Origin of the sequence: Wansuia hejianensis (assembly GCF_014337215.1) — a bacterium.
GTDB lineage: Bacteria > Bacillota > Clostridia > Lachnospirales > Lachnospiraceae > Scatomonas > Scatomonas hejianensis.
Window position 1 is genome coordinate 619,839 of record NZ_CP060635.1, and the last position, 24,935, is coordinate 644,773.

20 protein-coding genes and 1 tRNA gene are annotated in these 24,935 nt (G+C 49.2%); 17 read left to right on the forward strand and 4 right to left on the reverse strand.

What is annotated here, in order from left to right; genetic code table 11:
• Positions 1–17 precede the first annotated feature (17 nt).
• The 9 genes from H9Q79_RS02910 to H9Q79_RS02950 all read left to right on the forward strand — a co-directional run bounded on the left by H9Q79_RS02910 (position 18) and on the right by H9Q79_RS02950 (position 8,690).
• Complete coding sequence (locus tag H9Q79_RS02910) at positions 18–584, forward strand: cysteine hydrolase family protein (protein ID WP_118642171.1); 567 nt, start codon at positions 18–20, stop codon at positions 582–584.
• Positions 565–744, forward strand: coding sequence for a DUF6472 family protein (locus tag H9Q79_RS02915; protein ID WP_147371397.1), 180 nt, complete (start codon positions 565–567; stop codon positions 742–744). The genes H9Q79_RS02910 and H9Q79_RS02915 overlap by 20 nt, the downstream gene beginning before the upstream one ends.
• Positions 745–756: 12 nt before the next feature.
• Complete coding sequence (gene truA, locus H9Q79_RS02920; RefSeq protein WP_118642169.1) at positions 757–1,548, forward strand: tRNA pseudouridine(38-40) synthase TruA; 792 nt, start codon at positions 757–759, stop codon at positions 1,546–1,548.
• The gene (locus H9Q79_RS02925; RefSeq protein WP_249329156.1) at positions 1,541–2,185 is read left to right on the forward strand and encodes an HAD family hydrolase; all 645 of its coding nucleotides are present in this window, start codon (positions 1,541–1,543) and stop codon (positions 2,183–2,185) included. The genes truA and H9Q79_RS02925 overlap by 8 nt, the downstream gene beginning before the upstream one ends.
• Positions 2,186–2,369: 184 nt before the next feature.
• A complete protein-coding gene (locus H9Q79_RS02930; RefSeq protein ID WP_118642167.1) occupies positions 2,370–2,750 on the forward strand; it encodes a sigma factor-like helix-turn-helix DNA-binding protein in 381 nt (126 codons plus the stop codon).
• A 129-nt stretch (positions 2,751–2,879) separates the two neighbouring features.
• Entirely contained in the window at positions 2,880–4,805 is a 1,926-nt protein-coding gene (locus tag H9Q79_RS02935; protein WP_249329157.1) for a DNA gyrase/topoisomerase IV subunit B, read from the forward strand.
• Positions 4,806–4,824: 19 nt separating this feature from the next.
• On the forward strand, positions 4,825–7,065 hold the full coding sequence (locus H9Q79_RS02940) for a DNA gyrase/topoisomerase IV subunit A (protein ID WP_249329158.1): 2,241 nt from the start codon (positions 4,825–4,827) through the stop codon (positions 7,063–7,065).
• A gap of 91 nt (positions 7,066–7,156) precedes the next feature.
• Entirely contained in the window at positions 7,157–7,741 is a 585-nt protein-coding gene (locus tag H9Q79_RS02945; protein WP_118642165.1) for a zinc-ribbon domain-containing protein, read from the forward strand.
• 1 nt (position 7,742) lies between these two features.
• Positions 7,743–8,690, forward strand: a complete 948-nt coding sequence (locus tag H9Q79_RS02950) for a hypothetical protein (protein WP_249329159.1) — start codon at positions 7,743–7,745, stop codon at positions 8,688–8,690.
• On the opposite strand, the gene H9Q79_RS02955 is transcribed toward H9Q79_RS02950, so the two are convergent.
• Positions 8,687–10,015 carry an ATP-grasp domain-containing protein gene (locus H9Q79_RS02955; RefSeq protein WP_249329160.1) on the reverse strand — a complete coding sequence of 443 codons (1,329 nt, stop codon included), beginning with the start codon at positions 10,013–10,015 and terminating at the stop codon, positions 8,687–8,689. The two genes, H9Q79_RS02950 and H9Q79_RS02955, sit on opposite strands and share 4 nt — an antisense overlap.
• The gene (locus H9Q79_RS02960; protein ID WP_249329161.1) at positions 9,966–11,246 is read right to left on the reverse strand and encodes a glutamate-cysteine ligase family protein; all 1,281 of its coding nucleotides are present in this window, start codon (positions 11,244–11,246) and stop codon (positions 9,966–9,968) included. Before H9Q79_RS02960 ends, H9Q79_RS02955 begins: the two co-directional genes overlap by 50 nt.
• 89 nt (positions 11,247–11,335) lie before the next feature.
• Between H9Q79_RS02960 and H9Q79_RS02965 the strand changes: the two genes are divergently transcribed.
• Positions 11,336–11,408, forward strand: a tRNA-Thr gene (locus H9Q79_RS02965).
• Positions 11,409–12,413: 1,005 nt separating this feature from the next.
• Here H9Q79_RS02965 and H9Q79_RS02970 read toward each other — a convergent pair.
• On the reverse strand, positions 12,414–13,298 hold the full coding sequence (locus tag H9Q79_RS02970) for an Rpn family recombination-promoting nuclease/putative transposase (RefSeq protein ID WP_118648245.1): 885 nt from the start codon (positions 13,296–13,298) through the stop codon (positions 12,414–12,416).
• Between the two features lie 427 nt (positions 13,299–13,725).
• Here H9Q79_RS02970 and H9Q79_RS02975 point away from each other — a divergent pair, with 427 nt between their 5' ends.
• Positions 13,726–15,915 carry a DNA topoisomerase III gene (locus H9Q79_RS02975; protein ID WP_118648247.1) on the forward strand — a complete coding sequence of 730 codons (2,190 nt, stop codon included), beginning with the start codon at positions 13,726–13,728 and terminating at the stop codon, positions 15,913–15,915.
• Between the two features lie 127 nt (positions 15,916–16,042).
• Here H9Q79_RS02975 and H9Q79_RS02980 read toward each other — a convergent pair whose 3' ends face one another.
• A complete protein-coding gene (locus H9Q79_RS02980) occupies positions 16,043–16,882 on the reverse strand; it encodes a DeoR/GlpR family DNA-binding transcription regulator (protein WP_118648249.1) in 840 nt (279 codons plus the stop codon).
• 360 nt (positions 16,883–17,242) lie between these two features.
• Between H9Q79_RS02980 and H9Q79_RS02985 the strand changes: the two genes are divergently transcribed.
• From H9Q79_RS02985 to H9Q79_RS03010, 6 genes are all read left to right on the forward strand, one after another.
• On the forward strand, positions 17,243–18,805 hold the full coding sequence (locus H9Q79_RS02985; protein ID WP_249329163.1) for an FGGY-family carbohydrate kinase: 1,563 nt from the start codon (positions 17,243–17,245) through the stop codon (positions 18,803–18,805).
• Between the two features lie 17 nt (positions 18,806–18,822).
• Positions 18,823–19,956, forward strand: coding sequence for a uroporphyrinogen decarboxylase family protein (locus H9Q79_RS02990; protein WP_118648253.1), 1,134 nt, complete (start codon positions 18,823–18,825; stop codon positions 19,954–19,956).
• A gap of 69 nt (positions 19,957–20,025) precedes the next feature.
• Positions 20,026–21,099, forward strand: a complete 1,074-nt coding sequence (locus H9Q79_RS02995; RefSeq protein ID WP_118648255.1) for a sugar ABC transporter substrate-binding protein — start codon at positions 20,026–20,028, stop codon at positions 21,097–21,099.
• 37 nt (positions 21,100–21,136) lie between these two features.
• Positions 21,137–22,624: a sugar ABC transporter ATP-binding protein gene (locus H9Q79_RS03000; RefSeq protein WP_118648257.1), complete on the forward strand. Its 1,488-nt coding sequence runs from the start codon at positions 21,137–21,139 to the stop codon at positions 22,622–22,624.
• Entirely contained in the window at positions 22,621–23,604 is a 984-nt protein-coding gene (locus tag H9Q79_RS03005) for an ABC transporter permease (RefSeq protein WP_118648259.1), read from the forward strand. Before H9Q79_RS03000 ends, H9Q79_RS03005 begins: the two co-directional genes overlap by 4 nt.
• Positions 23,605–23,606: 2 nt before the next feature.
• Positions 23,607–24,647, forward strand: a complete 1,041-nt coding sequence (locus H9Q79_RS03010; RefSeq protein WP_249329164.1) for an NAD(P)-dependent alcohol dehydrogenase — start codon at positions 23,607–23,609, stop codon at positions 24,645–24,647.
• The last annotated feature ends 288 nt before the right edge of the window (positions 24,648–24,935 follow it).

The following is a 24,935-nucleotide window of genomic DNA, read 5'->3' on the forward strand; positions in this document are numbered from 1 at the left end:
AAACGGGAGAGGACAAGATGGAAAAAATTCTAATCGTAGTAGATATGCAGAATGATTTTATCACAGGGCCGCTGGGTACGCCGGAATCTCTGAAGGCTGTGCCGCGCGTGCAGGAATTCCTGGGGCGCTGGCGTGCGGAGAGGCGGGGAGAAATATATTTCACGCGGGATACGCATCATGTGGGATACGAGGATACGCAGGAAGGGAGAAACCTTCCGGTCCTTCACTGCCTGGAAGGGAGTGAAGGGTGGCAGATCTGCCCGGAGCTTCGGGAGTACGCGGAGGATGCCGTCATTTTCGATAAGCCTTCTTTCGGAAGCCAGGATATGGCAGAGTACCTGCAGGATAGTGGTGCGGCTCCGGAAGAGATTGTGCTGGTCGGCCTGTGCACGGATATCTGTGTGATCTCCAATGCGATTCTTCTGAAGGCATTTTTTCCGGAGTGCAGGATCACAGTGATTGCCGGCTGCTGTGCGGGGGTGACGGAGGAGAGCCATGAGCGGGCGCTGAAGGCAATGGAAGCCTGCCAGATACGGGTGGTCAGAGATCAGACGGAGGCTGAGGATGATGGGAACAAGCTGTGAGAACTGCGCCTTCTATGCCTGGGATGAGGATTATGAGTGTTATATCTGTGAGATGGATCTGGATGAGGACGAAATGGTCAGGTTTCTCCAGGATACTTATTATGATTGCCCTTATTACAGGAATGGAGATGAATACGCGGTGGTTAGAAAACAGATATGAGGATAGAAACGGATGAATTATAAGATCATTCTTCAATATGAGGGAACCCGTTATGACGGCTGGCAGAGGCAGAAGCATACAGAACAAACGATTCAGGGAAAACTGGAGCAGGTGTTGTCGCGGCTGGCCGGAGAGACAATAGAAGTAAACGGGGCGGGCCGTACGGACGCGGGAGTCCATGCCTTTGGCCAGGTGGCGAATTTTCATCTGGATACGGAACTGACAGACGGAGAACTGAAGAAATATCTGAACCGGTATCTGCCGGAGGATGTTGCCGTGACCGGGATTGAGAGGGTGCCGCCCAGATTTCATGCCAGGCTGAACGCCTGTTGGAAGGTGTATCATTACCAGATTGCTTTCGGAGAGGCGAAGCCGGTGTTTGAACGGAAGCTGGTATACCGTGTGGAAGAGGTTCTGGATTTTGAAAAAATGGAGAAAGCAGCGAAGTTTTTGGAGGGAACCCATGATTTTCGCGCCTTCTGTGCCAATAAGCACATGAAGAAATCTACTGTGAGGACGGTCAGGCGGATAGGCATTCAGGTGCATAAAAAAGATGGGATGGCTTCCGTTACATTTACAGGCGATGGATTTCTTTATCATATGGTGAGGATTCTCATGGGCACACTTCTGGAGGTGGGCATGGGAAAGCGGCGGCCGGAGGATATGGAGGCGCTGCTGGAAAGCCGGGACAGAGAACAGGCAGGCTTTACGGCGCCTGCTCAGGGGCTGTTTCTGGATTATGTGAGCTATGACAGCAGAGGGTGTGGGACAGATTGTGAATACGAGGAGAAGGAAGATGATTAACAAATGTGAAGGGGCGATTTTTGACCTGGATGGTACTTTGCTGGATTCTATGGGGATTTGGCATCAGATTGATGTGGACTTTCTGGCGAAAAGAGGGTTTGAAGTGCCTGAGGATTATCAGAGAGTGATTACACCCATGGGTTCCTTTGACGCCGCTGTGTATACGATTGAACGATTTGCACTGGATGAAACGCCTGGCGGGCTGATTCAGGAGTGGCTTGATATGGCTTATGAGGCGTACAGTGAACTGCTTCCGCTGAAGCCCTATGCCTATGATTATGTGGAGAAGCTGCATCAGACCGGACGCAGGCTGGCGATCGCCACTTCCTCCGAACGTTATCTGGTGATGCCTGCCCTGGAACGCACAGGGCTGCTCCCCATGCTGGATACAGTTGTGACAGTAAAAGATGTGAGCAGGGGAAAAGGGTTTCCGGATATCTATGAAAAGGCTGCCGGCGACCTGGGGCTGGCACCGGAGAAATGTGCGGTATATGAAGACATCATAGAAGGCATACGGGGTGCGAAGGCAGGCGGCTTCCTGGCCGTCGGCGTTTATGAGCGCCAGTATAAGGGAAGTTATGAGGAGATGAAGCAGGAATCGGATGTCTATATTCATTCATTTGAAGAGCTGATATGATCCGGATAAGGGGCTGAAAAAGGAAAATTGTAGAAAATTGTAAAAAAAGCGCGGGATTTGGCGCTTTTTTTCTTTCGTTTATGCCTCTTTTGTATTAAAGTGTACTTATGGTATACTTCAAAGTAAGTGTATCTGTTTTGTGCAATTTAATTTATTAAACCGAACGATAAAAGGAGAAAAGGACATGCAATTTGATATGACGGTAAGAGAAAAAGAGATTTTAAAGCTGCATGAGGAAGAAAAGCTGTCTTTCCGGGCAATTGGAGAGAAATACGGAATCAGCAGCGGCCGCGCCTCTCAGATCTTCCGTGATGCGGACAGAAAACGCCGGGAGGCCTATCGCCTGGAGCAGCAGAAAGAGGCAAATAAAGAGGAGATCCCGCTCTCTCTGACAAGAGGAGAATTAATCATGCTGGAAGAGATCCTGCAGGAATACACGCGACTCTGTACGGCCGGAGTCCGGCATACCCTGGCGGAGCTCACGCGGGTGAAGGAGGATCCCAGATACCGGGAGGCGGAACGCCTGGCCGGATATTTCGACAGACTGACCGGGGAAAATGGCTGATTCCATTATGATTGCATTTCCGGAAAGCTTTTGTTATAATATTCACGGATTTACGCCGTTTTCCGGTCAACCAGATGTGCTGCTGGCCGGGAACACAGATACAAAATATAGTAGAAGAGGTTGGAAAGTATGGCGAGCAAGAACACATATGATGCCAGCAGTATATCCGTTCTGGAAGGGCTGGAAGCGGTCAGAATGCGTCCGGGTATGTATATTGGCAGCACCAGCAGGAAAGGGCTGAACCATCTGATCTATGAGATCGTGGACAATGCGGTTGACGAGCATCTGGCAGGCTGCTGCACACAGATCCGGGTTGTCCTGGAGGATGACGGTTCCTGTACTGTTACGGATAACGGAAGAGGAATTCCGGTGGGAATGCATGAAAAGGGAGTACCGGCGGAGCGGCTGGTATTCACGACACTGCATGCCGGCGGCAAGTTCGACAATACGGTATATAAGACAAGCGGCGGGCTTCATGGTGTGGGTTCTTCTGTAGTCAATGCTCTTTCCACCTATCTGGATATACAGGTGAGCAGGGAAGGTTTTGTCCATCATGACCGCTATGAGAGAGGGGTTCCGGTGATCGCCCTGGAGGACGGTCTGCTTCCGAAGATCGGTAAGACCCGGGAGACCGGCACCCGTGTGAATTTCCTGCCGGACCCGGAGATCTTTGAGAAAACCCGGTTTGCATCGACGGAGCTGAAGAGCAGGCTCCATGAGACGGCCTATCTGAACCCGGAGCTGACGATTGAATATGAAGACAGGCGAGAAGGAAAAAATGAGCGGGAGACATTTCATGAGCCGGACGGGATTATCGGCTTTGTGAAGGATCTGAATAAGAAAAAAGAGGCGATTCATGAACCGGTCTACTTCAAGGGAGAATCCGAAGGGATCACAGTGGAGATCGCTTTTCAGTATATCAATGAATTTCAGGAAAATGTTCTGGGTTTCTGCAATAATATCTATAATGCAGAGGGCGGTGCCCATCTGACCGGGTTCAAAACCCAGTTTACGACGGTCATGAACAGCTATGCCAGGGAGATTGGCGTGCTGAAGGAAAAGGATGCGAATTTTACCGGAGCGGACATCCGCAATGGAATGACGGCGGTGGTCTCAATCAAACATCCGGACCCGAGGTTTGAAGGACAGACGAAGACGAAGCTGGACAATCCGGATGCCGCGAGAGTTACCGGCAAGGTGACCGCCGAGGAAGTGGTACGTTATTTTGACCGGAATCTGGAGACGCTGAAGCAGGTGCTTTCCTGTGCGGAGCGGTCTGCGAAGATCCGGAAAACAGAGGAAAAGGCCAAAACGAACATGCTGACAAGGCAGAAATATTCTTTCGATGCCAATGGGAAACTGGCCAACTGTGAGAGACGGGACCCTTCTGTCTGTGAAATCTTTATCGTAGAGGGGGATTCTGCGGGAGGCTCCGCAAAGACGGCCAGGGACAGGAGCTTCCAGGCGATCCTGCCCATCCGGGGTAAAATTCTGAATGTGGAAAAGGCCAGCATTGATAAGGTGCTGGCAAACGCGGAGATCAAATCCATGATTAACGCTTTCGGCTGTGGATTTTCCGAGGGATACGGAAATGATTTTGATATCAGCAAACTGAGATATGACAAAATCATTGTGATGGCTGATGCCGACGTGGACGGCGCTCATATTTCCACACTGCTGCTGACTCTTTTTTACCGTTTTCTGCCGGAGCTAATCTATGAAGGGCATGTCTATATCGCCATGCCGCCGCTGTATAAGGCCATACCGGCAAGAGGTGAGGAAGAGTATCTCTATGATGATAAGGCTCTGGAGAAATACCGGAAGAAGCACAGCGGCCAGAAGTTCACCCTGCAGCGGTATAAAGGCCTGGGCGAGATGGATGCGAACCAGCTCTGGGAGACGACGCTGGACCCCAGAACCAGGCGGCTGAAAAGGGTGGAGATCGAGGACGCCCGCATGGCTTCTGAGGTGACGGAGATTCTCATGGGGACTGAAGTGCCGCCCAGGAAGGCTTTTATCTATGACCATGCTACAGATGCGGAACTGGACGTCTGACAGATGAAGGAGCGGTGAGATGGAAGAACAGATTATCAGAACAGAATATTCGGAGCTGATGCAGAAATCATACATTGATTATGCCATGAGCGTTATCATAGCCAGAGCCTTGCCGGATGTGCGGGACGGGCTGAAGCCGGTTCAACGGAGAACCCTGTATGACATGCTGGAATTGGGCACCTATTATGACCGGCCTTACAGGAAATGTGCCCGTATCGTGGGAGATACCATGGGCAAATATCACCCCCACGGCGACAGCTCGATCTATGACGCCCTGGTGGTCATGGCGCAGGAATTCAAGAAGGGCCAGCCGCTGGTAGACGGTCACGGTAATTTCGGGTCTATTGAGGGTGACGGAGCCGCGGCTATGCGTTATACGGAGGCGCGCCTGCAGAAAATTACGCAGGACGTTTACCTGAAGGATATGGATAAGGGAGTTGTGGACTTTCTGCCCAATTTTGATGAGACAGAGAAGGAACCGGAGGTGCTACCGGTCAGAGTGCCGAACTTGCTTGTGAACGGCGCGGACGGCATCGCCGTGGGAATGGCCACCAGCATACCGCCTCATAATCTGGGGGAGGTTGTGGACGCAGTCAAAGCCTATATGCAGAATGAGGACATCACAACAGAGGAATTGATGGCGTATATCAAGGGACCGGATTTCCCAACCGGAGGCATTGTCGTGAATCAGGATGACCTTCCGGCCATCTATGAGAGCGGATGCGGAAAAATCCGCCTGCGGGGCAAGGTGGAGGTTGAGAAGGGGAAGAGCGGAAGGCAGTATCTGGTCATCACGGAGATCCCGTACACCATGATCGGAGCAAACATCGGAAAGTTCCTTAATGACGTGGCCGATCTGGTGGAGAGCCGCAAAGCGCCGGAAATCATCGATATTTCCAACCAGTCGTCAAAAGAAGGAATCCGGATTGTGCTGGAACTGCGCAGAGGCGCCGACGCAGAAAAGCTTCAGAACCTGCTGTACAAGAAGACCAGGCTGGAGGATACCTTTGGCGTGAATATGCTGGCAGTTGCAGACGGCAGGCCGGAAACGCTGGGGCTGAAGAAGGTCATCGAATACCACGTGGATTTTCAGTTTGATCTGGCAACCCGTAAATACCAGAACCTTCTGTCAAAGGAGCTGGAAAAGAAAGAGGTCCAGGAAGGACTGATGAAGGCCTGCGACGTCATTGACCTGATCATTGAGATCCTGAGAGGCAGCAAGAATCAGAAGCAGGTAAAAGACTGCCTGACGATGGGAATCACCGAGGGCATACGCTTTAAACATAAATCCAGTGAAAAGGCTGCCAAAGAACTGTGTTTTACCCAGAGACAGGCCACAGCCATCCTGGAAATGCGCTTATATAAACTGATTGGTCTGGAAATTGAAGCCCTGATGAAGGAACACGGGGAGACGCTGAAGAAAATCGCCAGGTACGAAGATATTTTAAATAATTATGACTCCATGTCCAGGGTGATCATGGACGACCTGGAGCAGATCAAAAAGGACTATGGAAAGCAGCGGAAGACGGTCATCATGAATGCGGAGGCAGTCGTGCTGGAGGAAGCGCCCATAGAGGAGACAGAGGTGGTGTTCCTGATGGACCGTTTCGGATACGCCAGGACAATTGATCCTTCTGTCTATGAGCGGAACAGGGAGTCGGCAGATGCGGAGAATAAATATGTGATCCGCTGTATGAATACAGATAAAATCTGTGTGTTCACAGACCAGGGCAAAATGCATACGGTAAAGGTCCTGGATGTCCCATTCGGAAAGTTCAGGGATAAGGGGACGCCTGTCGACAACATCTGCAATTATTCCAGTGAAAAGGAACAGGCCATCTATGTAGACTGTCTGACCGGAATCAGAGATAAAAAGCTGGTATTTGCCACAAAAGCGGGCATGGTAAAGGTGGTGGACGGCAGTGAATTCGACGTGACGAAGCGGACGGTGGCTGCTACCAAGCTGTCCGGAGAAGAAGATTTGCTGATGCTGGTGGGGATCGCAGAGATGAATGATTATCTCGTGCTGCAGAGTGCGGGAGGGTATTTCCTTAAATTCCTTCTGGAAGAGATCCCTGAGAAAAAGAAGGCAGCCATCGGCGTCCGGGGAATCCGCCTCGGCGAGGACGATCAGGTGGAAGCCGCGTACTTGCTGGCCAGCAGGATTGATTTCACGATCCATTACAAAGACAGAGAGCTGGTCCTGAACAAGCTGAAGCTGGGGAAACGAGACGGGAAAGGTACCAGGGTCAGAGTATAAATTTTAATTTTACACATCTATTGCTTGCAATATTACAATTATTCATTCATAATAATGTAGAACAAGAAAAAAGAAACAGGAGGGAATAGTTATGTTTTGCAAAAACTGTGGAGCAGAGATAGCAGACAATGCTGTATTCTGTCCGAAATGCGGAGGAAAGGTTAGTCAGCCGTCGAATCAGGGAACTCCCGTTCCGCCCCAGAATACTCAGCAATACGGCGGTCAGAATCAGCAGTATGGCTATCAGCCTGGAAGCGGGTATAATCCCCCGAACAACAGGGTGAATGGAAACGCTGGTAAGGTGATGCTGATAGTCGCCGGTATTCTTGTACTGATCGGCGGTATTATAACACTCGTTTCTGATTTGCAGTCTCTGGGATACTTAGGCTATTTTGCCGGCACCGGGTTTGCGGGAGCGATTGTGTTTGAGATAATATTCTCGATTGTCATGCTGATCACAGGTATCTGTGCGCTGGTGTGGTGCGGCCGGAAAGATAAAGCGGATTTGGTGTTTAAGCTGGGCATCGCGGTTGTCGTGATGCGCGTGATCGACTGGATCTGGGCTGCTGCGATTTTCGCAGGATTCATTAATCCGGTTACTGCCGGAGCTGTGATTTTAGGATTCATCTGCCCTATTCTGATTGTGGTCGGAGCATATCTGAACAAGAAGGCCTGATATGAAATGGAAAGCTAAAGTACAGCAGGGAATTATGAATTATACAGGCCTGCAGGAGTATCCGGAAGGAGTCTTGAGCGGGCGTTACGGGGATTATTTTGTGAATATGACCTGGGACGGGACGACCGGTATCTATACAGTGGTGATTGACGCTGTTCCGACGGTGCCGCCGGGCCTTCCGGCACAGGCATTTCTGGGGCAAATGGCCGCACAGAAGCTGGCAGACCGGGGATACAGCTGTACCGGCGCTCATCTGTCAGCGAGAATACAGGGAAAGAACTCTGCGGATAAGACTGTTGCGAAACTGATGACGTACCTGGATACGGCGGTCCATTATCTGGCTGAAAACGGATTTATCTCCGGCTGCGGAAGCTGCGGCAGGCAGGATGCGGCGCTGAATCTCTGCAGCGTCAATGGAGAGATGGATTTTCTCTGTCCGGACTGCTTCAGCAGGGTGAATCAGTCACTGGAGCTGAACCGTCAGGCAAAAAAGGCGGTTAAAGGCAATCCTGTGGCTGGAATTGTAGGAGCGTTTTTAGGAGCGCTGATTGGAGCGGCTCTATGGGTACTGATTTATCATCTGGGATACATAGCAGGACTGGCGGGACTGGTGATGGCAGTTCTGGCGCTGAAGGGATATGAGAAGTTTGCCGGCAATCTGAATGTGATCGGAATTATTGTCTGCCTGGCTATGGTCGCCGTTATGATCTATTTCGCTAACAATGTGGCATTTGCGCTGGAAATATACGGCGCTTATAAGACGGAATTCGACATCGGTTTCGGTGACGCTTACAGGGCGATACCTGAATTCCTGAAGGACAGTGAGATCAGTGCTGTCTATTATAAAGATCTGATCATAGGATATATCCTTACGGCGGTGGCCAGCGCGGGAACCATCTACGGGATGTTCCGCGCCAGCACAGGAGCCTATAAGACTAAGAAATTCTAAAGAGTTTTTTCCAGCAGCAGAGAGGCGACGGCCTTCTCGTTGTACTGGCTGGAGATGATTCCTCCGTCGGAAAGCCGGGAGTAAATGCCGGAGAATTTACCGTCATAGACGAAAAGGCCCGACATATTGGTGTATTCTTTAAAACACCTTGGATCTTCTACAAAACAAATATTTTTCGTCCGGTAGGGAGGACAGTATTCCTGGTAGATATAGCCATGATTAAAGCTGGCCTCCACATGCTTCCGCCATTGTTCGGGAGTGTCGTCACAGCCGGCGTAGACACCCCTGGATGCGTAAGAATCCAGGGGTTTTATCAGCCATCGGTCCTTTTCCGCCAAAATCTCTTCTTTAGAGCAGTATCGTTCATCCAGCAGGTTCGTGTAGGGGATATGTTTTCTGACAAAATCACGCTCCAGCGGGTCTAACAGCGAGAGTGTGGGCTCTTCGCGGATAAGCTTGAACAGCCATTTATTATGGATGATCTGTGTGCAGAAAGCTCCGATCAGGCATACTGCCTGTTCCCGTACGGCCTCCAGAAAGGGCTGAATGCGGGCAGAAGCGGCACATACGTCTGTCGTGACCGCCCGCCGGTAGACGGCGTCTACAGGATGGCCGGAAGGGGAATAAAGCACGTGGTTCTGGTAAGTCATTTCTGTAATTTCACAGATCTCGCAGGAAACGCCCGCTTTCTCAAAGCGGCGTTGGAATTCTTCAAATTCGGTAATGGATGCGTTTTCAAGAAAATCCACGATCGCCACATGGGGATGATCCACCCTGCCTTTGTAAGTACCGTAGATGTTCAGGAAGGTCTGAACCCATGAATCATATAGCTCATAGGATGAAAATGCATACCGCCGTTTCATCTCCTGATGCGCCGGGTTCAGCTCCAGAGCCTGATTCAGAACGTAGTCTTCGTTCATGGCGCTGGTCCCGTCTGTATTGATCTCACAGAATTTAAAAGAATCGTCTTCTTCGTTATAGAAAATATCAAACCTGGCAATGGGAAGCAAGCTGTCGTATCCCCGGGGAACCAGGATCAGATCTTCCAGTTCTCTGGAAAAAGGGAAAAGCTTACGATACTCCGGATTCTCAAGATATTCCCGGATCACCTTTTCAAATATCCCATAAGTGACGGTGACAATTTCCCCGTATTTTTCAGCAACCTCAGGTGTGAAAACCTTGGGGATCTGCAATGTCCGTACGCAGCGTCCATGGTAGGCCACAGAGGAATGTTCCAGATAGTCCTTAGTCTTCAAAGCAGCCTGGTAATTTTCTTCAAAATTTTCTTCTATGATTTGTTGGTATTGTCTGCGGATAGATTCCATAATACTCCTTTGCCAGCGTCATACGCTTCTGAATGTTTTTGCGGAAGGGCAGAAGGCAGAGCGCCTCTCCGTCTTCCAGATGGTCTTCGGCCAGATCCAGCAGCTTCCATAGGAATACGGAAGCCGGCTGGCCGTATATTTCGCTGTCATAGCCTTTTTTCATCAGGTGGTTCTCTGCATCCAGTATATTCTGTTCTGTGACAGGATATTGTGCCAAAAGCTCTTCCAGAACCTCAGGTTTAAAGAAGAGTCCCTTAATCAGGGCGAGATAGGCCATGACATATTCAAAAGGCATGCTGTCTGCGCCGCGGATTTCCACATAGTGCTTCACGCGCACGTCCAGAAAGGTCATGGAGAGGATATGCTCCACGTCCTCTGGTGTGATCAGATGGTCTTTCCAGATATCTTTCACAGGACGGCTGCCCGTGTAGACAGAACCCTCCGGCGTTGGGAGGAATATCAGCGGAAGATTCCAGAGGTATTCCGCATAGGACCGGAAGCCGAAATCAGGCCGGAAAGTGCCTGGGATCATGCCGCAGCGGACGCTGTCCACATTATTCCAGATGTAGGTTCTGGCCAGGCAGCCCTGATAGGGCGCGCCCTCAAATACCGGAGTGTTGTCGGTCAGAAGCTTTAAAGCAGGCATCAGCAGATAGGCGCTCTTATATTTGCGCTGAAAATCTTTTTCACAACAGTAGTCAATAGAGACCTGGGTAGCTGCTGTGCCGCGCATCATATTGCGCCCTCTGGTGCCGGAGGACTGGAAATACTGATCCATGTAATCGTACCGTTTTTTAGGGATCAGCGGAAGGTCGTCTGCGCGGCTGACCGGCTGATATCCCAAAGTAACCAGACGATATCCGCAGCGCTGGAGAACTGGCAGCAGCTGCCTGAGAAAAGTCTGATAAATCTTCTGAATCACCCGTATGCTCTCTTTGGGGACAATGCTGATCTCCAGCTGCCCGGCCGGTTCCAGGCTGATCGAACAGTCGTTGTTATATAGTCCCAGCAGATGTTCTCCCTCGTAGTAATGGCGTGGGTAGTAAGATTCAATTTCGTGAAGCAGGTATTCCACACCGCATTCTTCATAATACGTCACGCTGGCGCCAGTGTCCTCATGGACGATAAAATGCTCGATCTCTACGCCAAGCTTCTGGATACAGTTGAGTTTGCAACCATCCCGAAAATGCTGTTCGAGTATATCCAGGTTTCTTCTTTCGATGTCGCTCATAAAAATCTCCTGTTTTTTAATGAATTATAAATTTAGGTGTTGAAATTTTCTGAAAATCATGTATAATAAACGTTGTGCAAACGCACAGTGCCGGAATAGCTCAGTTGGTAGAGCACTTCACTCGTAATGAAGGGGTCGTCAGTTCGAGTCTGATTTCCGGCTGATTCAGAGTCTGCAGCCATTGGCTGCAGGCTTTTTTATATCATAGGAAAGTGCGTCCTATGATATAAAAACCCTCCGGGGGATCGCACTTCGGCGGAGAGGAAGAGTGTTGCAAATGCAACCCGCCGCAGGCGGAGAATCTCGCTTGCGAGATTCTTTCTTGTATCATAGGAAAGTGCGTCCTATGATATAAAAACCCTCCGGGGGATCGCACTTCGGCGGAGAGGAAGAGTGTTGCAAATGCAACCCGCCGCAGGCGGAGAATCTCGCTTGCGAGATTCTTTCTTGTATCATAGGAAAGTACGTCCTATGATATAAAACCCTCCGGGGGATGCGCACTCCGCGCTAAGGAAATATGGCTGCTGGGGTGACCGCGCTCCGGCACTCGAATCCGGCTTGCCGGACTCTTTGTACAATACAGGAAAAGGAAAGTGCCTCCACAAATAGTTCATTAGATGGTGCTGCCCGACCTGTACCATGAAAAAATCCTCAGGAATAAAGTATATCAGATTCTGAAATATAATCAAGGCAGAAATTGCCACATGTGCGTAGCCTTTATCTGGTTCTTTGCAGTTGTTTTTCAAAACTGGCGATGCCTGCGTCAGTAAACACACCTGTTTACTGTGAAAACTTTGGACGTCAGCAGTGAGGCGAAACGGGCTTGCATGCGGGAGCCAAGGACATTGGAAGTGTGAGCCGGTATGGCCAGGTATTCATAGATGGGATTAGTGAATAGAATTCCTCTGTTCTTTAGATGATTGAAATTGCCAGAGCTGGCATTGATAGTTAGATAAGGTTGAAAGACGTGGACATCAGGTGATGAGACCTGCTTCCACAAACGTGATGAGACGGCACTGGGGAGCACGCTTCGTGATATGCTCCCCGCGTGCCCCCAATATTCCGGCCGTGGTATTGCTGTTGTGATTGCAGAAGCACAAATTGAGAGGCAATCAGCTATCATGACCGGTGAGGTCCGCGACAGCGAAAATGTGTGATTACTGTATCTTACTTAACTGCCTGGATTTCTGCCATAAATTGCTGAACAGAGCTGGCATGGATCGCAATCCTGTGCCAAGTTCTCAGGCAATCCAGGTCTGGTTCAGACAGCACTTTGTTTTTTAATTCTTCCGGCACCGTACCCTTAGCTTCCAGAAGTCCCAGCAATGATTCAGCAGTCCCCCGGGCAATTCCCTGAGTAATTCCCTGATTAATTCCCTCTGCGCGTTCATCCTTTAACATTTCTTCTAAAACCATAAAACGTTCCTCCATCTCTCTGCTGGATTTTACTTTCTTTACAGATGCCTGAAGCTGCTTAACAAAATCGTTCTCAAACTCTTCCTGACTTTCCCTCAGATCTGCCTTGACAAACCTGAGAAATTGAACCAGACCTTCGGAAACACCCTGCCGGACTCTTCCACAAGTGCTGAGAAAAATGCTGCGGCAGCCTTCATTCAGCTTCAGTATCCCATTTTCCAAGCAAATATTCTCAAAGGTGTAGCAATAAAGCCCCTGATCAAAAGGATCAAAATCACAGATAAAAATCACATAAGTATCAGGAAGCTCCGCATAATCATTCCCCGGCCGGAGCAGCTCCATATCCATCTGGCTGTGGTAATAACGGGCGCGTTTACTAAGCTCAGCCCTGCGTATCACCTGCATTTCAACGTTATAATGTGAATTCCTGTCATCAACAGCATAGACGTCAAGACGGACCCCTCTGTATTCTGGATGGAACAAAATGCTTTTTTCTGAACTTATACAGATTTCCCCGATCCTGAGCTTCATCACCAGTTCCAAAAACTGACGGCAGTTATCTTCCATGGACATAACAGCCCCAAACATAAAATTGTCTTTTATAGTGAGTTCTTTTAACTTCTTCCTACAGCTCATATACTCCTCCGTTCAGACAGAGGAAAACTATTCAAATGAATTATATCATGCAATTGCGTTTTATGGCAAGTATATTATTAAAATTTCGGTATTGTTTCCAATTGATCGGTTAGGAGCGGAGTGTTTGGATACCCAGCTTTTCAGGTGCTCTGAAACGCTACGCCCAGTCCCACCTAAAGTGTCATCGGTATAGTTTCAGACGGCAACCACTGGCTGATTGTAATCTATTGGCGCCAGTATTTCTTCGTTTGCTCCAAAGTCTACAGCTGTAGGTCCCCCGCTGTTTTCGTCCGGGTATCCACCCCTGCCTCGCCACAAGACCGGTTCTCCTGAGTATAAGTTGTAAAAGGTTTGAAAAGCTGTTAGAATATGATGTGTTTGATGACAGTTTACGAGAGCGGCATATGCAGCTCAGGTTGGAGGTATTATGAAAACTTTAGTCATTGCGGAAAAGCCCTCTGTAGGGCGGGATATCGGGAGAGTGCTGGGATGTTCACAGAAGGGCGGCGGGGCCATGGAAGGAAAGGATTATGTAGTCACGTGGGCCATGGGGCATCTGGTGACGCTTCAGGACCCGGAGGATTATGATAAGAAATATAAGGAATGGAAGCTGGAGGTTCTGCCGATTATGCCAGAGAGGCTGGAGACGAAAGTCATTCCACAGACCGGAAAGCAGTTTCATCTGGTAAGGGAGCTGACGGGCAGGAAGGATATAAGGGACATTGTCATAGCGACGGATGCCGGAAGAGAAGGGGAACTGGTAGCCAGATGGATTCTTCAGAAGGCCGGATGTAATAAGCCCTGCCGCCGGCTGTGGATTTCTTCCGTGACGGATAAAGCGATCCGGGAAGGGTTTGCGCATCTGAAGGATGCCCGGGAATATGAACATCTTTACGAGGCGGCTGTTTCCAGAGCGGAGGCGGACTGGCTGGTGGGCATTAACGCCACGAGGGCTCTGACCTGCAAATATAACGCGCAGCTGTCCTGCGGGCGTGTCCAGACGCCCACTCTGGCCATGATAGCTAAAAGGGAAGAGGAGATCCGTTCATTCGTGCCGCAGCCCTTTTATGGGGTGACGGTGCTGGCGGAGGGAATCAGCTTCACTTGGAAGAACCAGAAGTCGGGAAGCACCCGGACGGGGAACAGAGAAAGGGCAGAGGCCGTGCAGAAGGCGGTTTCCGGATGCCTGCAGCTGGCAGAGGTGGAAAAGAAGAGGAAGAACACTCCGGCTCCCCAGCTTTATGATCTGACGGAGCTGCAAAGAGACGCGAACAGGAAATTTGGCTTTTCAGCAAAGGAAACGCTGAATCTGATGCAGCGGCTGTATGAAAACCATAAAGTGTTGACATATCCCAGAACGGATTCACGGTATCTGACGGCGGATATTGTGCCGACCATTCGGGAAAGGCTGGAGGCTATCAGCATCGGGCCGTATAAGACGCTGGCGGGGAAGGCGAAAAAGGCAGACTTGAAGGGAAAACTGGCTTTTGTCAATGACAGCAAGGTGTCAGATCACCACGCCATCATCCCCACGGAACAATTTGTGCAGCTTGCCAATATGACGTCTGACGAGAGGAAAATCTATGACCTGGTGGTGCGAAGATTCCTGGCGGTTCTATATCCGCCTTATGTATATGAGGAAACCAGTCTGACAGGAATCTGCGCGCAGGAAAGCTTTACAGCCAGAGGCAGAATTACTGTTTCAGAGGGATGGAAAGAGGTCTACGGCAGTGAGCCGGAGGAAGTAGAACAGGCCGAGGCGGACGCCGTAAAAAACCAGGTGCTTCCGGATGTAAAGCAGGGGCAGCGGCTGAAGGTCCTGAAAAGTACGGTGACGGAGGGCAAGACAAAGCCGCCTGCCAGGTTTAACGAGGCGACGCTTCTGTCGGCCATGGAAAACCCAGTCCGTTATCTGGAAAAAAGGGATGAACAGCTGGCCAGGACTCTGGGGGAAACCGGAGGGCTGGGAACGGTAGCCACGCGGGCGGATATCATAGAGAAGCTGTTCCGGAGCTTTTTGCTGGAGAAGAAGGGAAATGACATATATATCACTTCCAAAGCCAGGCAGCTTCTGGGGCTGGTGCCGGAAGACCTGAAGAAGCCGGAACTGACAGCCAAATGGGAGCTGCAGCTTTCTGATATGGCGAAGGGAAGTCTGAAACGAAGCGATTTCATGAAAAATATCCGCAGCTATGCCAGAGAACTGATTGATGAGATCAGGACAGAGGAAGGGGTATTTCGCCATGATAACCTGACAAATAAAAAATGCCCCAACTGCGGGAAACGGCTGTTGGCAGTCAATGGGAAGAACGCCAGGCTGCTGGTATGCCAGGACAGGGAATGCGGATACCGGGAAACTGTGTCCAGAACCACGAATGCACGGTGCCCGGTCTGCCACAAGCGGATGGAGATGGTGGGAAAAGGAGAAGACGCCGTGTTCATCTGTTCCTGTGGACATAAAGAAAAACTGGCGAAATTTGAGGAGCGCAGAAAAAAAGAAGGCGGAGGAGTAAATAAAAAGGAAGTGGCCAGATATCTGGCACAGCAAAAGAAAGAAGCAGAACAGCCGCTGAATCAGGCATTTGCAGATGCGTTAAAAGGCATTAAGCTCAAATGACAGAGAGCGCTGAGAAAGGAGGGAGACTGATTTTATTCTCCCTTCTTTCGCTTTATGTATGAAGCATTGCAGTGGGTATTCCGGACAGCTCCTCAGGTGAGGCCGTTTGTACGCTCCTTTTGGCAGATCACTGGCTATTCCCGTAAGGCGCCGGCCTTGGGGCGATTAAATAAGGCAGATGCATATCTTCCATCTGTTTTACATAGAGCGGGTCTATGGTCCAGTCTGTGACCAGCATGGAGATCTGATCAATCGTGATGAAATTCGCAAGCGCGATGGACTCAAATTTGGTAGAATCTGCGAGAACAATCAGCTCCCTGTTATTCGGTATAATCTGCCGCAGAAATTCAAAACTGTTGAAATCGTAAAAAGTAACGCCTCTTGAAAAAGAAAAGCCGCCGATGCCGATAAATATCTTCGTCAGATTGATATTTGAAATATCGCAGGAGATGTAAGGGTTATGCTCAATCTGCATGGAATTGTAGTTCATCGTCCCTCCGGTGGTGTATAGTCTCACATTGGGATGGTCCTGAAATATATTGATGATATCCAGGCCGTCGGTTATGACTGTCAGAACCATATTGGGATCAAGCGCTTTTGCGAATTCAGAAGTGGTGGTTCCGTGGGAGATGAATATGATATCGTTTGGCTGCACCAGTGCAGCGGCTGTCTGTCCGATTGCCTGCTTTTCAGTCCGGTTCAGCTGGGTTCTGGTATCGTACAGGTAGTAGTCCGAGCAGGCCAGGGTGTGAGGTGTCAGCTGATTGATATTGCTGCCGGTAAATTGTACCCCGCCGTGAAAATGAGTAATCTGCTTTTCGTTTTCCAGCGTCTGGAGATCCCGGCAGAGGGTGGGATAGGAGCAATTCGCCAGCTTAGCCAATTCGGTGGTACTGATCATTTGTTCTCTCTTAATAATGTCTAATAAGAAGTTCTGTCTTTGCTTTTGTTTAGAAAGCTCTTTCATAGTCTTCACCTCTTTTCCTGTAATCCTTATTGATTATTTCATATAAACCAGAAAATGTCAATGGTAAAACTATCAGAAAATTGATAATATGATAAAATAATTAAAAGAAATGACAAAATATCGTTGGGAAAAGAGAAAAATGCACAAATATGAGAAAATTAAATTGTGAAAATGAGAGAAAAACTAAAATATAATTGCAGAATGATTGATAACATGATAATATTGGAAGCGTAACAGGGATGTACCGATGATCTGCAGCGGCAGTACATCGTTTGTTTTTCAGATAAGTGAGAAAATGAATCATAAACGAGAATGTCGGTCAGGCAGTACAGCGGATACGGGAAAGGAGATTCTTATATTATGAATACAACAGGCACAGCGCCTTTGTTTCTTTGCGGCATTGACGTAGGGACAACCGGGACTAAAACCATGATATTTGCGCTGGATGGTACTTTGCAGGGGAAAGCTTACCGGGAATATAGCTGCAGTTATCCAAAACCCGGATGGGTTGAACAGGATATAGACATGGTACTGGCTGAAGCATTCTCAAGCTGCAGGGAAGCGCTGGAACGTTCAGGCATCCGCCCGGGGCAGGTGGCAGCGGTTGCCCTCTCCACCCAGAGAACCACATCTATATTTTTAGATCAGGAAGAAAGGGTGTTAAAAACAATTTCCTGGCAGGATAACCGGACTGGAAATGAGCTGAAGGAAATCGAAAGAAAGACTGGCAAGGACGGTTTTTACGAAATGACCGGTCTTCCTTTGAACACAACCTGGATAATTACTAAAATACTGTGGATGCAGAAGAACGAACCAGATACATGGAAAAAGGTGCGGCGGATCGTTCAGGTACAGGATTATTTCCTGCGCAGGCTGGGAGCAGACGATTTTTATATCGATTATCCGGACGCCTGCCTCTATGGATGTTTTGATTCCGCCGGGCATCAGTGGAAGGATGAGCTGCTGGACATAGCAGGCATTGACCGCAGGCTGCTGCCCCTGCCGACACCCTGTGGAACCATGGTGGGCAAAGTGAGCAGGGAGGCGGCAGCCCTGACCGGGCTCGCCGAAGGGACGCCGATCTGTGTAGGGGCCGGAGATCAGAACAGTGCCAGTATCGGGGCCGGGATCACGGAACAGGGTATGATTTCGGTGTCTCTTGGGACCGGGGGTATGGCCATCGCCTGTATGGATTATCCGTACAGAGATCCGAAGGCTTCGGCGTGTGTTACCTGCCATGCGATCACGGGTTATTATCAGTTTGAAGGATATCAGATTGGCGCTGCGTCTGTGTTTCGCTGGTATCGTGATGAGCTGGGCTATGCCGAGAGGGTGGAAGCAGAACGGAAAAACACAGACATCTATGAGCTGTTAAATGAGAAAATCAAACAGGTTCCGCCTGGAGCCAAAGGCCTGATTATGCTCCCCTATTTCGGATCTGCCGCTTCTCCGCGCTGGAACCCGGAAGCGAGAGGGACTTTGCTGGGACTGACGTTCGCCCATGACCGGGCCTGCGTGGCCAGAGCCTGTATGGAAGGCATCACGATGGAGCAAAAGGATATTCTGACGAACATGAAGGAAAATCAGATTCCGATCAAGTCAGTCAGGATAATCGGGGGTGCCACGAACAGCAAGATCTGGAACCAGATGCAGGCGGATATGTACAGGCTTCCCTGCGACACCTTAGCGGTGGAGGACGCGGCTGTCATAGGAGCGGCTTTGATGGGCGGAGCGGCCGTCGGAATCTTTTCAGATATCCGGGAGGGCGTAAGGAATATGATTAAAGTCAAAGAACATTATGAGCCGAAACCGGAAACCGCTGATCTGTATGATGAGATGTATGGGATCTACTGCAGGGCATACGAAAGCCTGGAGCAGGGGAGGGTTTTTGAAAAAATATCAGAGTTTCAATCCCGCTATTAAATAAGGAGGCTTAAAGGATGACACCGAGAGAGAGAGTGAGAATGGCGCTGAATCATCAGGAACCGGACAGAGTTCCGGTAGACTTGTGGGGTTCCGCGTCCAGGATACATACAGAGCAGTATCAAAAGATTGCAGAGCAGCTGGGCTGGGAAGTGAGAGAAAGCGATCTTCTGCGGCCAGGCACGACGACACAGTACGTGGATTACCGTCTGTCAGACCGTATAGGCAGCGATTTCCGCCATATCAACATCCGCCAGCCAGAGAATTTTCAGAAGTATGAGGATGCGGACGGCAACCTTATTGATGAGTGGGGGATCGGCAGAAAACTGTTTCAGGGTTTTAACGCGATTACGCTGAATCCTCTGGCGGATATGGAAATAGACACGCTGAGAAAACATAAATGGCCGGACCCTTCCGATCCGGGGAGGACACGGGGGCTTGGAGCGATAGCGAAAGACTGGAACGATCACACGGATTACGCGATTACTGCGACTTCTGCGGTCTCCGGCGTAGTATTTGAAAACTGCCAATACCTCTGCGGGACAGAAAATTTTATGATGGCCATGTACGAGGACGAGGAGTATGTGGATGCGCTGGTGGATAAGCTGACAGAGGTGGTGACGGAAATCCATTTGAATTATCTGAAGGACGTGGGAGATTACTGTGAGTGGATTGAATTTACAGAAGACTTTGCCACTCAGAATGGCCTGTTTATATCTCCGGAGCTGTTCCGCCGGTTCTTTAAAAAGGGTCATACAGAAATGTTCCGCGCAATCAAAAAACAGCATCCCAACATTAAAATCTGGTTTCATTCCTGTGGCTCTCTCCATAAGCTGATTCCGGACCTGCTGGATTGTGGCGTGGATATTATCAATCCCCTGCAGCCCTTTGCCAGGGACATGGATTCGGCCGCTCTGAAGCGTGAATTCGGGGATCAGGTCTGTTTCCACGGCGGCATCGACATCCAGTATGCCCTGCCGGGGACGCCGGAACAGCTGGAGGAAGAAGTGAAAAAGAGGATTGAAGGCTTTGCGCCTGGAGGCGGCTATATCCTCTCGCCCACAAACCATGTCCAGTGTGATGTGCCTGTTGAGAATTTCTTTCTGATGTATGAATATGCACATAAATATGGGAACTATCCGATCCGATAGCAAACGGATATCTGTTAAAAATATGCATCGCGCATGTTTTAAATACAATATGAAAAGGAGAATAAAGGTATGAAAAGAAGGATTTTAGCGCTACTCATGGTGGGGGCATGTGCCGTTTCACTGACGGCATGCGGCGGCAATTCAGAGACAAGCTCTTCGGGAAAATCGTCACAGGCTGAGAGCAGTACCTCAAAAAGCGCGGAGAAAAGCAGCTCAGAAGCGTCCGCGAGTTCAGCAGAGGATGTGAAGGTCATTCTCGGGGCAACCGGCCTGCAGGAGGATCAGTTTACCCAGGTTATGATTAACGGATATAAGGATGCGGCGGCAGAGCTGGGAATCGAGATACTTACGTCTAACTCCCAGCACTCGTCTGAGACAGAAACATCCCAGATTAACAATATGCTGGAGGCAGGAGCCAAAGGGATCATCATCGAATGCGTGAATCCGGACTCTTCAGCGGCAATCGCAGAAACGGCGGCTGAGAAAGGGGCGGCAGTATTTGCCTGTGCCATTACCCTGAATTCGGATGCGGTCTTCGCTTCGGGAGTGAATGACTGCTACGATCTCGGAGAATCAACGGGTATCTATGCAAAAGAATATTTTGAAGAACATTTTTCCAAGGATGAGACAATTAATGTGGCTCTTGTCACCTATGACGGCCAGGATATGACAGGGTCAGACGCGCGCATTACCGGATTCCTGGATCAGCTCAGCGATTATGATATAAATATCGTAGCGCGCCAGGAGGGCGAGGTCGCTGATAAGGCTTATAATGTGACGACGGATATCCTGACTAAAAACAGTGATATTGACGTATTCTTCTGCGCCTCCGAAAATGGAGTGGTCGGATGTGTAAATGCCATTGAAGCTGCCGGCAATCCCAATAATACCGTAGTTTTCGGTGTTGACTGCAGTGAACAGCTGGTGGATATGATGAAATCTGACGCGAACATTTTACAGGGCACGACGGCGCAGGACCCCTATACGCTGGGAACCTATGCGGTAAAAACGACTTATGATTACGTAGTAAACGGAGTTGAGCCGGAAGAGAAGGATTTCCATGCGGATTGTATTCTGCTGACCCGGTCAGATCTGGATAAGGTGGACCAATGGCTGGCAGACTGGAATGAACACGCAAAATAAGGCAGTGGGATCTGGCAGAGGCAGGAGGAGGATACTTATGTCTAAACACATTTTGGAAGCAAAAGGTGTTAAGAAAGTATTTCCGGGAACAGTGGCGCTTCAGGATGTTTCAGTTTCATTTGATGAGGGAAAAGTGCATGCAGTTCTGGGGAAAAATGGTTCAGGTAAAAGTACGTTAATGAAAATATTTTCAGGGGTATACCGGGCTACGGAAGGTGAAATTTTTCTGGATGGCAAAAAATTGAACCTGTCATCAGCAGAGTCGGCCATAAAGGAAAGAATTGTAACAGTTTATCAGGAGTTGAGCGTTATCAGAGATTTGACGGTGGCAGAAAATCTGATGATCGGGAAATTACCCTTGAAAAGAAAGGGCAGAATTGACTGGGCTAAGGTAAATCAAAAGGCCAGAGAAATCCTGGAATATCTCCGGATAGACTTGGATATTAAAGCCTATGTGCGTGATCTGACTGTGGGACAGCAGCAGCTTGTGGAAATTGCCAAGGCCATGCTTGCCAATCCGCAGGTACTCATTCTGGATGAACCTACTTCTGCATTGTCGGATAAAGAATGTGAAAATCTGTTTCGGGTAATTGAGGATCTGAAGAAGAAGGATATTATCATACTTTTTATTTCTCACCGGCTTCAGGAAGTATTTAAAATCGCCGATCAGGTAACTGTTCTCAGGGACGGTCACCTGGTCGGCACAGAAAAAGTGGAAAATCTGGATTCGGCCGGCCTGATACAGATGATGTTTGGAAATGTCGTACATAACGCGAAAGAAAGATCATGGGTCCAGGATGAAATCGTACTAGAGGCAAATGGAATTACTAACTTCAAACTGCATGATATCAGCCTGAAGCTGAAAAAAGGAGAAATCCTCGGGATCGCCGGAATGCTGGGCGCAGGACGGACAGAGCTTTTAAGGGCGATCTACGGGTTAGATCAGATAGACAAGGGAGAGCTGATTCTCTACGGAAAGAGAATGCACAAATGGAATCCCAGCATGATGAGAAGAATGAAGTGTGGATTTACATCTGAAAACAGGAAAGAAGAAGGGCTTTGCCAGCAACTGAGCATCGGGGATAATCTGGTGCTGGCTAATCTTCAGGAAATCAGTCCCGGTAATAAGGTGAGTTCAGAACTCGAAAAACAGTTTATTGAAAGGCAGATCCAGGATTTAGAGATCAAGGTGGCGGATTATCATTTGCCGGTCAGTTTGCTGAGCGGTGGTAATCAGCAGAAAGTGGTTGTCGGAAACTGGCTGAATACGAAACCGAACATTTTGCTTATGGATGAACCCTCACGCGGAGTTGATGTAAATGCAAAACAACAGATTTTTCAGGTTATGTGGAAAGCGGCATCGGAAGGAGTAAGCATTATCATGGTGTCCAGTGAACTGGAAGAGCTGTTGGAGGTATGCGACAGAATATTAATTATGAGAAATGGATTTCTGGTGGATGAAAAGACGGTATCTGAATTAAATGTTACATCCATTTATTCTTTAAGTATGGGGGGAGCAGAATGAACACAGCAAAGACGCGAAAATTTAAAATTACAGACTGGCTGTTAGAGATCATTCTTCTGGTGATGATTATCCTTTTTAGCCTGACAGCTAATAATTTTCTGACGGTTGGGAATTTGTTTAATATCCTGAGAAATATATCATTTAAAGGTATTATTGCCTGCTTTATGACGATGGTAATTATTTCAGGAGAGATTGATCTTTCCGTCGGTTCGACAGTGGCTTTTGCGGGCGTGATCACTGCATATGTGAATAAAATGCTGCTGGGAGCAGGGATGGGTGAAATTCCGGCAATTGTCATCGGTATTATCGCTGCGGTAGCGCTCTCCGGATGCGTGGGAGTATTGATGGCTTTGGTGATCACCAGGCTGCGGGTTCCGTCCTTCATCGTCACAATGGCTGGAATGCAGCTGCTTCGGGGAGCGGCGCTTTTGATTGCGAATGGGTTTCCGATCCAGGGCTATCCGGACTGGTTTAAATTTCTTGGAAGCGGGTATGTGGGGCCGATTCCGTTCCCGGCTATTATATTCATTGGATTTCTGGTTATCACCTGGTACATTCTGAAGCAGACGCCCTTTGGACGTTCGATCTACGCTGTAGGGTCGAACCCGGAGGCGGCGGCCTTGAGCGGGCTGAATGTTAACCGCATTAAAAGTATGGTATTCATGCTCACCTCCGCTGCGGCAGGCCTGGCAGGAGTCATGGTATCCGCCCAGCTGAACAGCGGATCACCCAATGTGGGAACCAGCTATGAAATGGATACGATCGCTTCTGTGATAATAGGCGGAGCTTCCCTGGCCGGCGGGGCCGGAACGATCCGGGGAACTCTGGTAGGCTGTGTGTTCACGGGCGTGCTGATGAATTCCATGACATTGCTGGGAGTCAATGATTACTGGCAGTATGTGGTGCGCGGGGCATTGATTGTCTTCGCGGTATTTCTGAATACCATGGTCAGAGAGAGACTGAAAGAGAAAGGATACTAAAGATGAAGAATCTGGCGGCATATATGAGAGAACCTGAGACACTTTATCTGAAGGAGGTTCCCATACCGGTTCCCGGGACTGAAGAGGTTCAGGTCAGAATTGAATACTGCGGCATCTGCGGATCGGATGTGCACTATTATAAAGACGGAAGAATCGGCAGCTATGCAGTGGAGGGTGATTTTATCCTCGGACATGAAGTTGCCGGAATCGTGACGGAGACAGGAAGTGCTGTGCGCCATCTGAACGTGGGAGACCGCGTGGCTCTGGAGCCGGGATTAAGCTGCGGGGAATGTGATAACTGCAAGCGGGGAAAGTATAATCTGTGTAAGGATATCCGTTTCTTTGCGACGCCTCCTGTGCAGGGGGCCCTGCAGAATTACATTGTGTATCCGGCAAATATGTGTTTCAGGCTTCCGGAGCATGTATCCACAAAAGAGGGAGCGCTGATCGAGCCTCTGTGTGTAGGCCTTCATGCCTGCAGGCAGGGCGGCGTTACGCTGGGAAGTACGGTAGTAATACTGGGCAGCGGCTGCATCGGGCTGATGACTGCGGCCGCTGCCAAATCAATGGGTGCATCGGAAATAATTGTTGTGGATCTGTTTGAAAAACGTTTGGAGTATGCGTTGAAAATGGGCGCTACAAACGTAGTCTGTGCGGCCAAAGAGGACACAGAGGACAGGATCGCAAGATTGCTGGGAGGAACAGGCGCAGACATCGTCATAGAAACTGCGGGTTCTGAAAAAACAGTCCTTCAGACTGCGCCGCTGGCTAAAAGCGGCGGGACAGTCGTGCTGGTGGGCCTGTCTGCCAGGTCTGTACTGCCATATAACATAGGAGCCGCGATAGGGAAAGAGCTGACAATTAAAACAGTTTTCCGGTACAGAAACCTGTATCCAGTGGCAATTTCAGCAGTGGCGGGAGGAAAAATTGATGTCCTGCCGGTAGTCACTCATGAATTTACATTGGAAGATGCGAAGGAGGCATTTGATACTGCGGTGGGGGACGCGGAGAGCGTGGTAAAAGCAATCATAAAGCTTTTTTAAATAAATACCTGATTTTATGTGGTAAATCTGCATTTGACCGGAGAATTCTGGTTGACAAAAAAAATAAAAAAAAGTAATATTGAGAAAGAGATAATTCAGGAAAGAATTTGGAATATACGAATTATCTCTTTCTTTTATACCTTATGGAACAGCATAGGCTGTTCTTCCGCCCCGCCAGGGGCATGTGTTATGGGATACTCTGGAGTACACCTTATGGAACAGCATAGGCTGTTCTTCCGCCCCGCCAGGGGCATGTGTTATGGGATACTCTGGAGTATACCTTATGAA

What these genes read in the sequence shown, in the direction of transcription:
- H9Q79_RS02910 (WP_118642171.1), top strand. Translation starts at nt 18, where the DNA reads ATGGAAAAAATTCTAATCGTAGTAGATATGCAGAATGATTTTATCACA.
- H9Q79_RS02915 (WP_147371397.1), top strand. Translation starts at nt 565, where the DNA reads ATGATGGGAACAAGCTGTGAGAACTGCGCCTTCTATGCCTGGGATGAG.
- truA (WP_118642169.1), top strand. Translation starts at nt 757, where the DNA reads ATGAATTATAAGATCATTCTTCAATATGAGGGAACCCGTTATGACGGC.
- H9Q79_RS02925 (WP_249329156.1), top strand. Translation starts at nt 1,541, where the DNA reads ATGATTAACAAATGTGAAGGGGCGATTTTTGACCTGGATGGTACTTTG.
- H9Q79_RS02930 (WP_118642167.1), top strand. Translation starts at nt 2,370, where the DNA reads ATGCAATTTGATATGACGGTAAGAGAAAAAGAGATTTTAAAGCTGCAT.
- H9Q79_RS02935 (WP_249329157.1), top strand. Translation starts at nt 2,880, where the DNA reads ATGGCGAGCAAGAACACATATGATGCCAGCAGTATATCCGTTCTGGAA.
- H9Q79_RS02940 (WP_249329158.1), top strand. Translation starts at nt 4,825, where the DNA reads ATGGAAGAACAGATTATCAGAACAGAATATTCGGAGCTGATGCAGAAA.
- H9Q79_RS02945 (WP_118642165.1), top strand. Translation starts at nt 7,157, where the DNA reads ATGTTTTGCAAAAACTGTGGAGCAGAGATAGCAGACAATGCTGTATTC.
- H9Q79_RS02950 (WP_249329159.1), top strand. Translation starts at nt 7,743, where the DNA reads ATGAAATGGAAAGCTAAAGTACAGCAGGGAATTATGAATTATACAGGC.
- H9Q79_RS02955 (WP_249329160.1), bottom strand. Translation starts at nt 10,015, where the DNA reads ATGGAATCTATCCGCAGACAATACCAACAAATCATAGAAGAAAATTTT.
- H9Q79_RS02960 (WP_249329161.1), bottom strand. Translation starts at nt 11,246, where the DNA reads ATGAGCGACATCGAAAGAAGAAACCTGGATATACTCGAACAGCATTTT.
- H9Q79_RS02970 (WP_118648245.1), bottom strand. Translation starts at nt 13,298, where the DNA reads ATGAGCTGTAGGAAGAAGTTAAAAGAACTCACTATAAAAGACAATTTT.
- H9Q79_RS02975 (WP_118648247.1), top strand. Translation starts at nt 13,726, where the DNA reads ATGAAAACTTTAGTCATTGCGGAAAAGCCCTCTGTAGGGCGGGATATC.
- H9Q79_RS02980 (WP_118648249.1), bottom strand. Translation starts at nt 16,882, where the DNA reads ATGAAAGAGCTTTCTAAACAAAAGCAAAGACAGAACTTCTTATTAGAC.
- H9Q79_RS02985 (WP_249329163.1), top strand. Translation starts at nt 17,243, where the DNA reads ATGAATACAACAGGCACAGCGCCTTTGTTTCTTTGCGGCATTGACGTA.
- H9Q79_RS02990 (WP_118648253.1), top strand. Translation starts at nt 18,823, where the DNA reads ATGACACCGAGAGAGAGAGTGAGAATGGCGCTGAATCATCAGGAACCG.
- H9Q79_RS02995 (WP_118648255.1), top strand. Translation starts at nt 20,026, where the DNA reads ATGAAAAGAAGGATTTTAGCGCTACTCATGGTGGGGGCATGTGCCGTT.
- H9Q79_RS03000 (WP_118648257.1), top strand. Translation starts at nt 21,137, where the DNA reads ATGTCTAAACACATTTTGGAAGCAAAAGGTGTTAAGAAAGTATTTCCG.
- H9Q79_RS03005 (WP_118648259.1), top strand. Translation starts at nt 22,621, where the DNA reads ATGAACACAGCAAAGACGCGAAAATTTAAAATTACAGACTGGCTGTTA.
- H9Q79_RS03010 (WP_249329164.1), top strand. Translation starts at nt 23,607, where the DNA reads ATGAAGAATCTGGCGGCATATATGAGAGAACCTGAGACACTTTATCTG.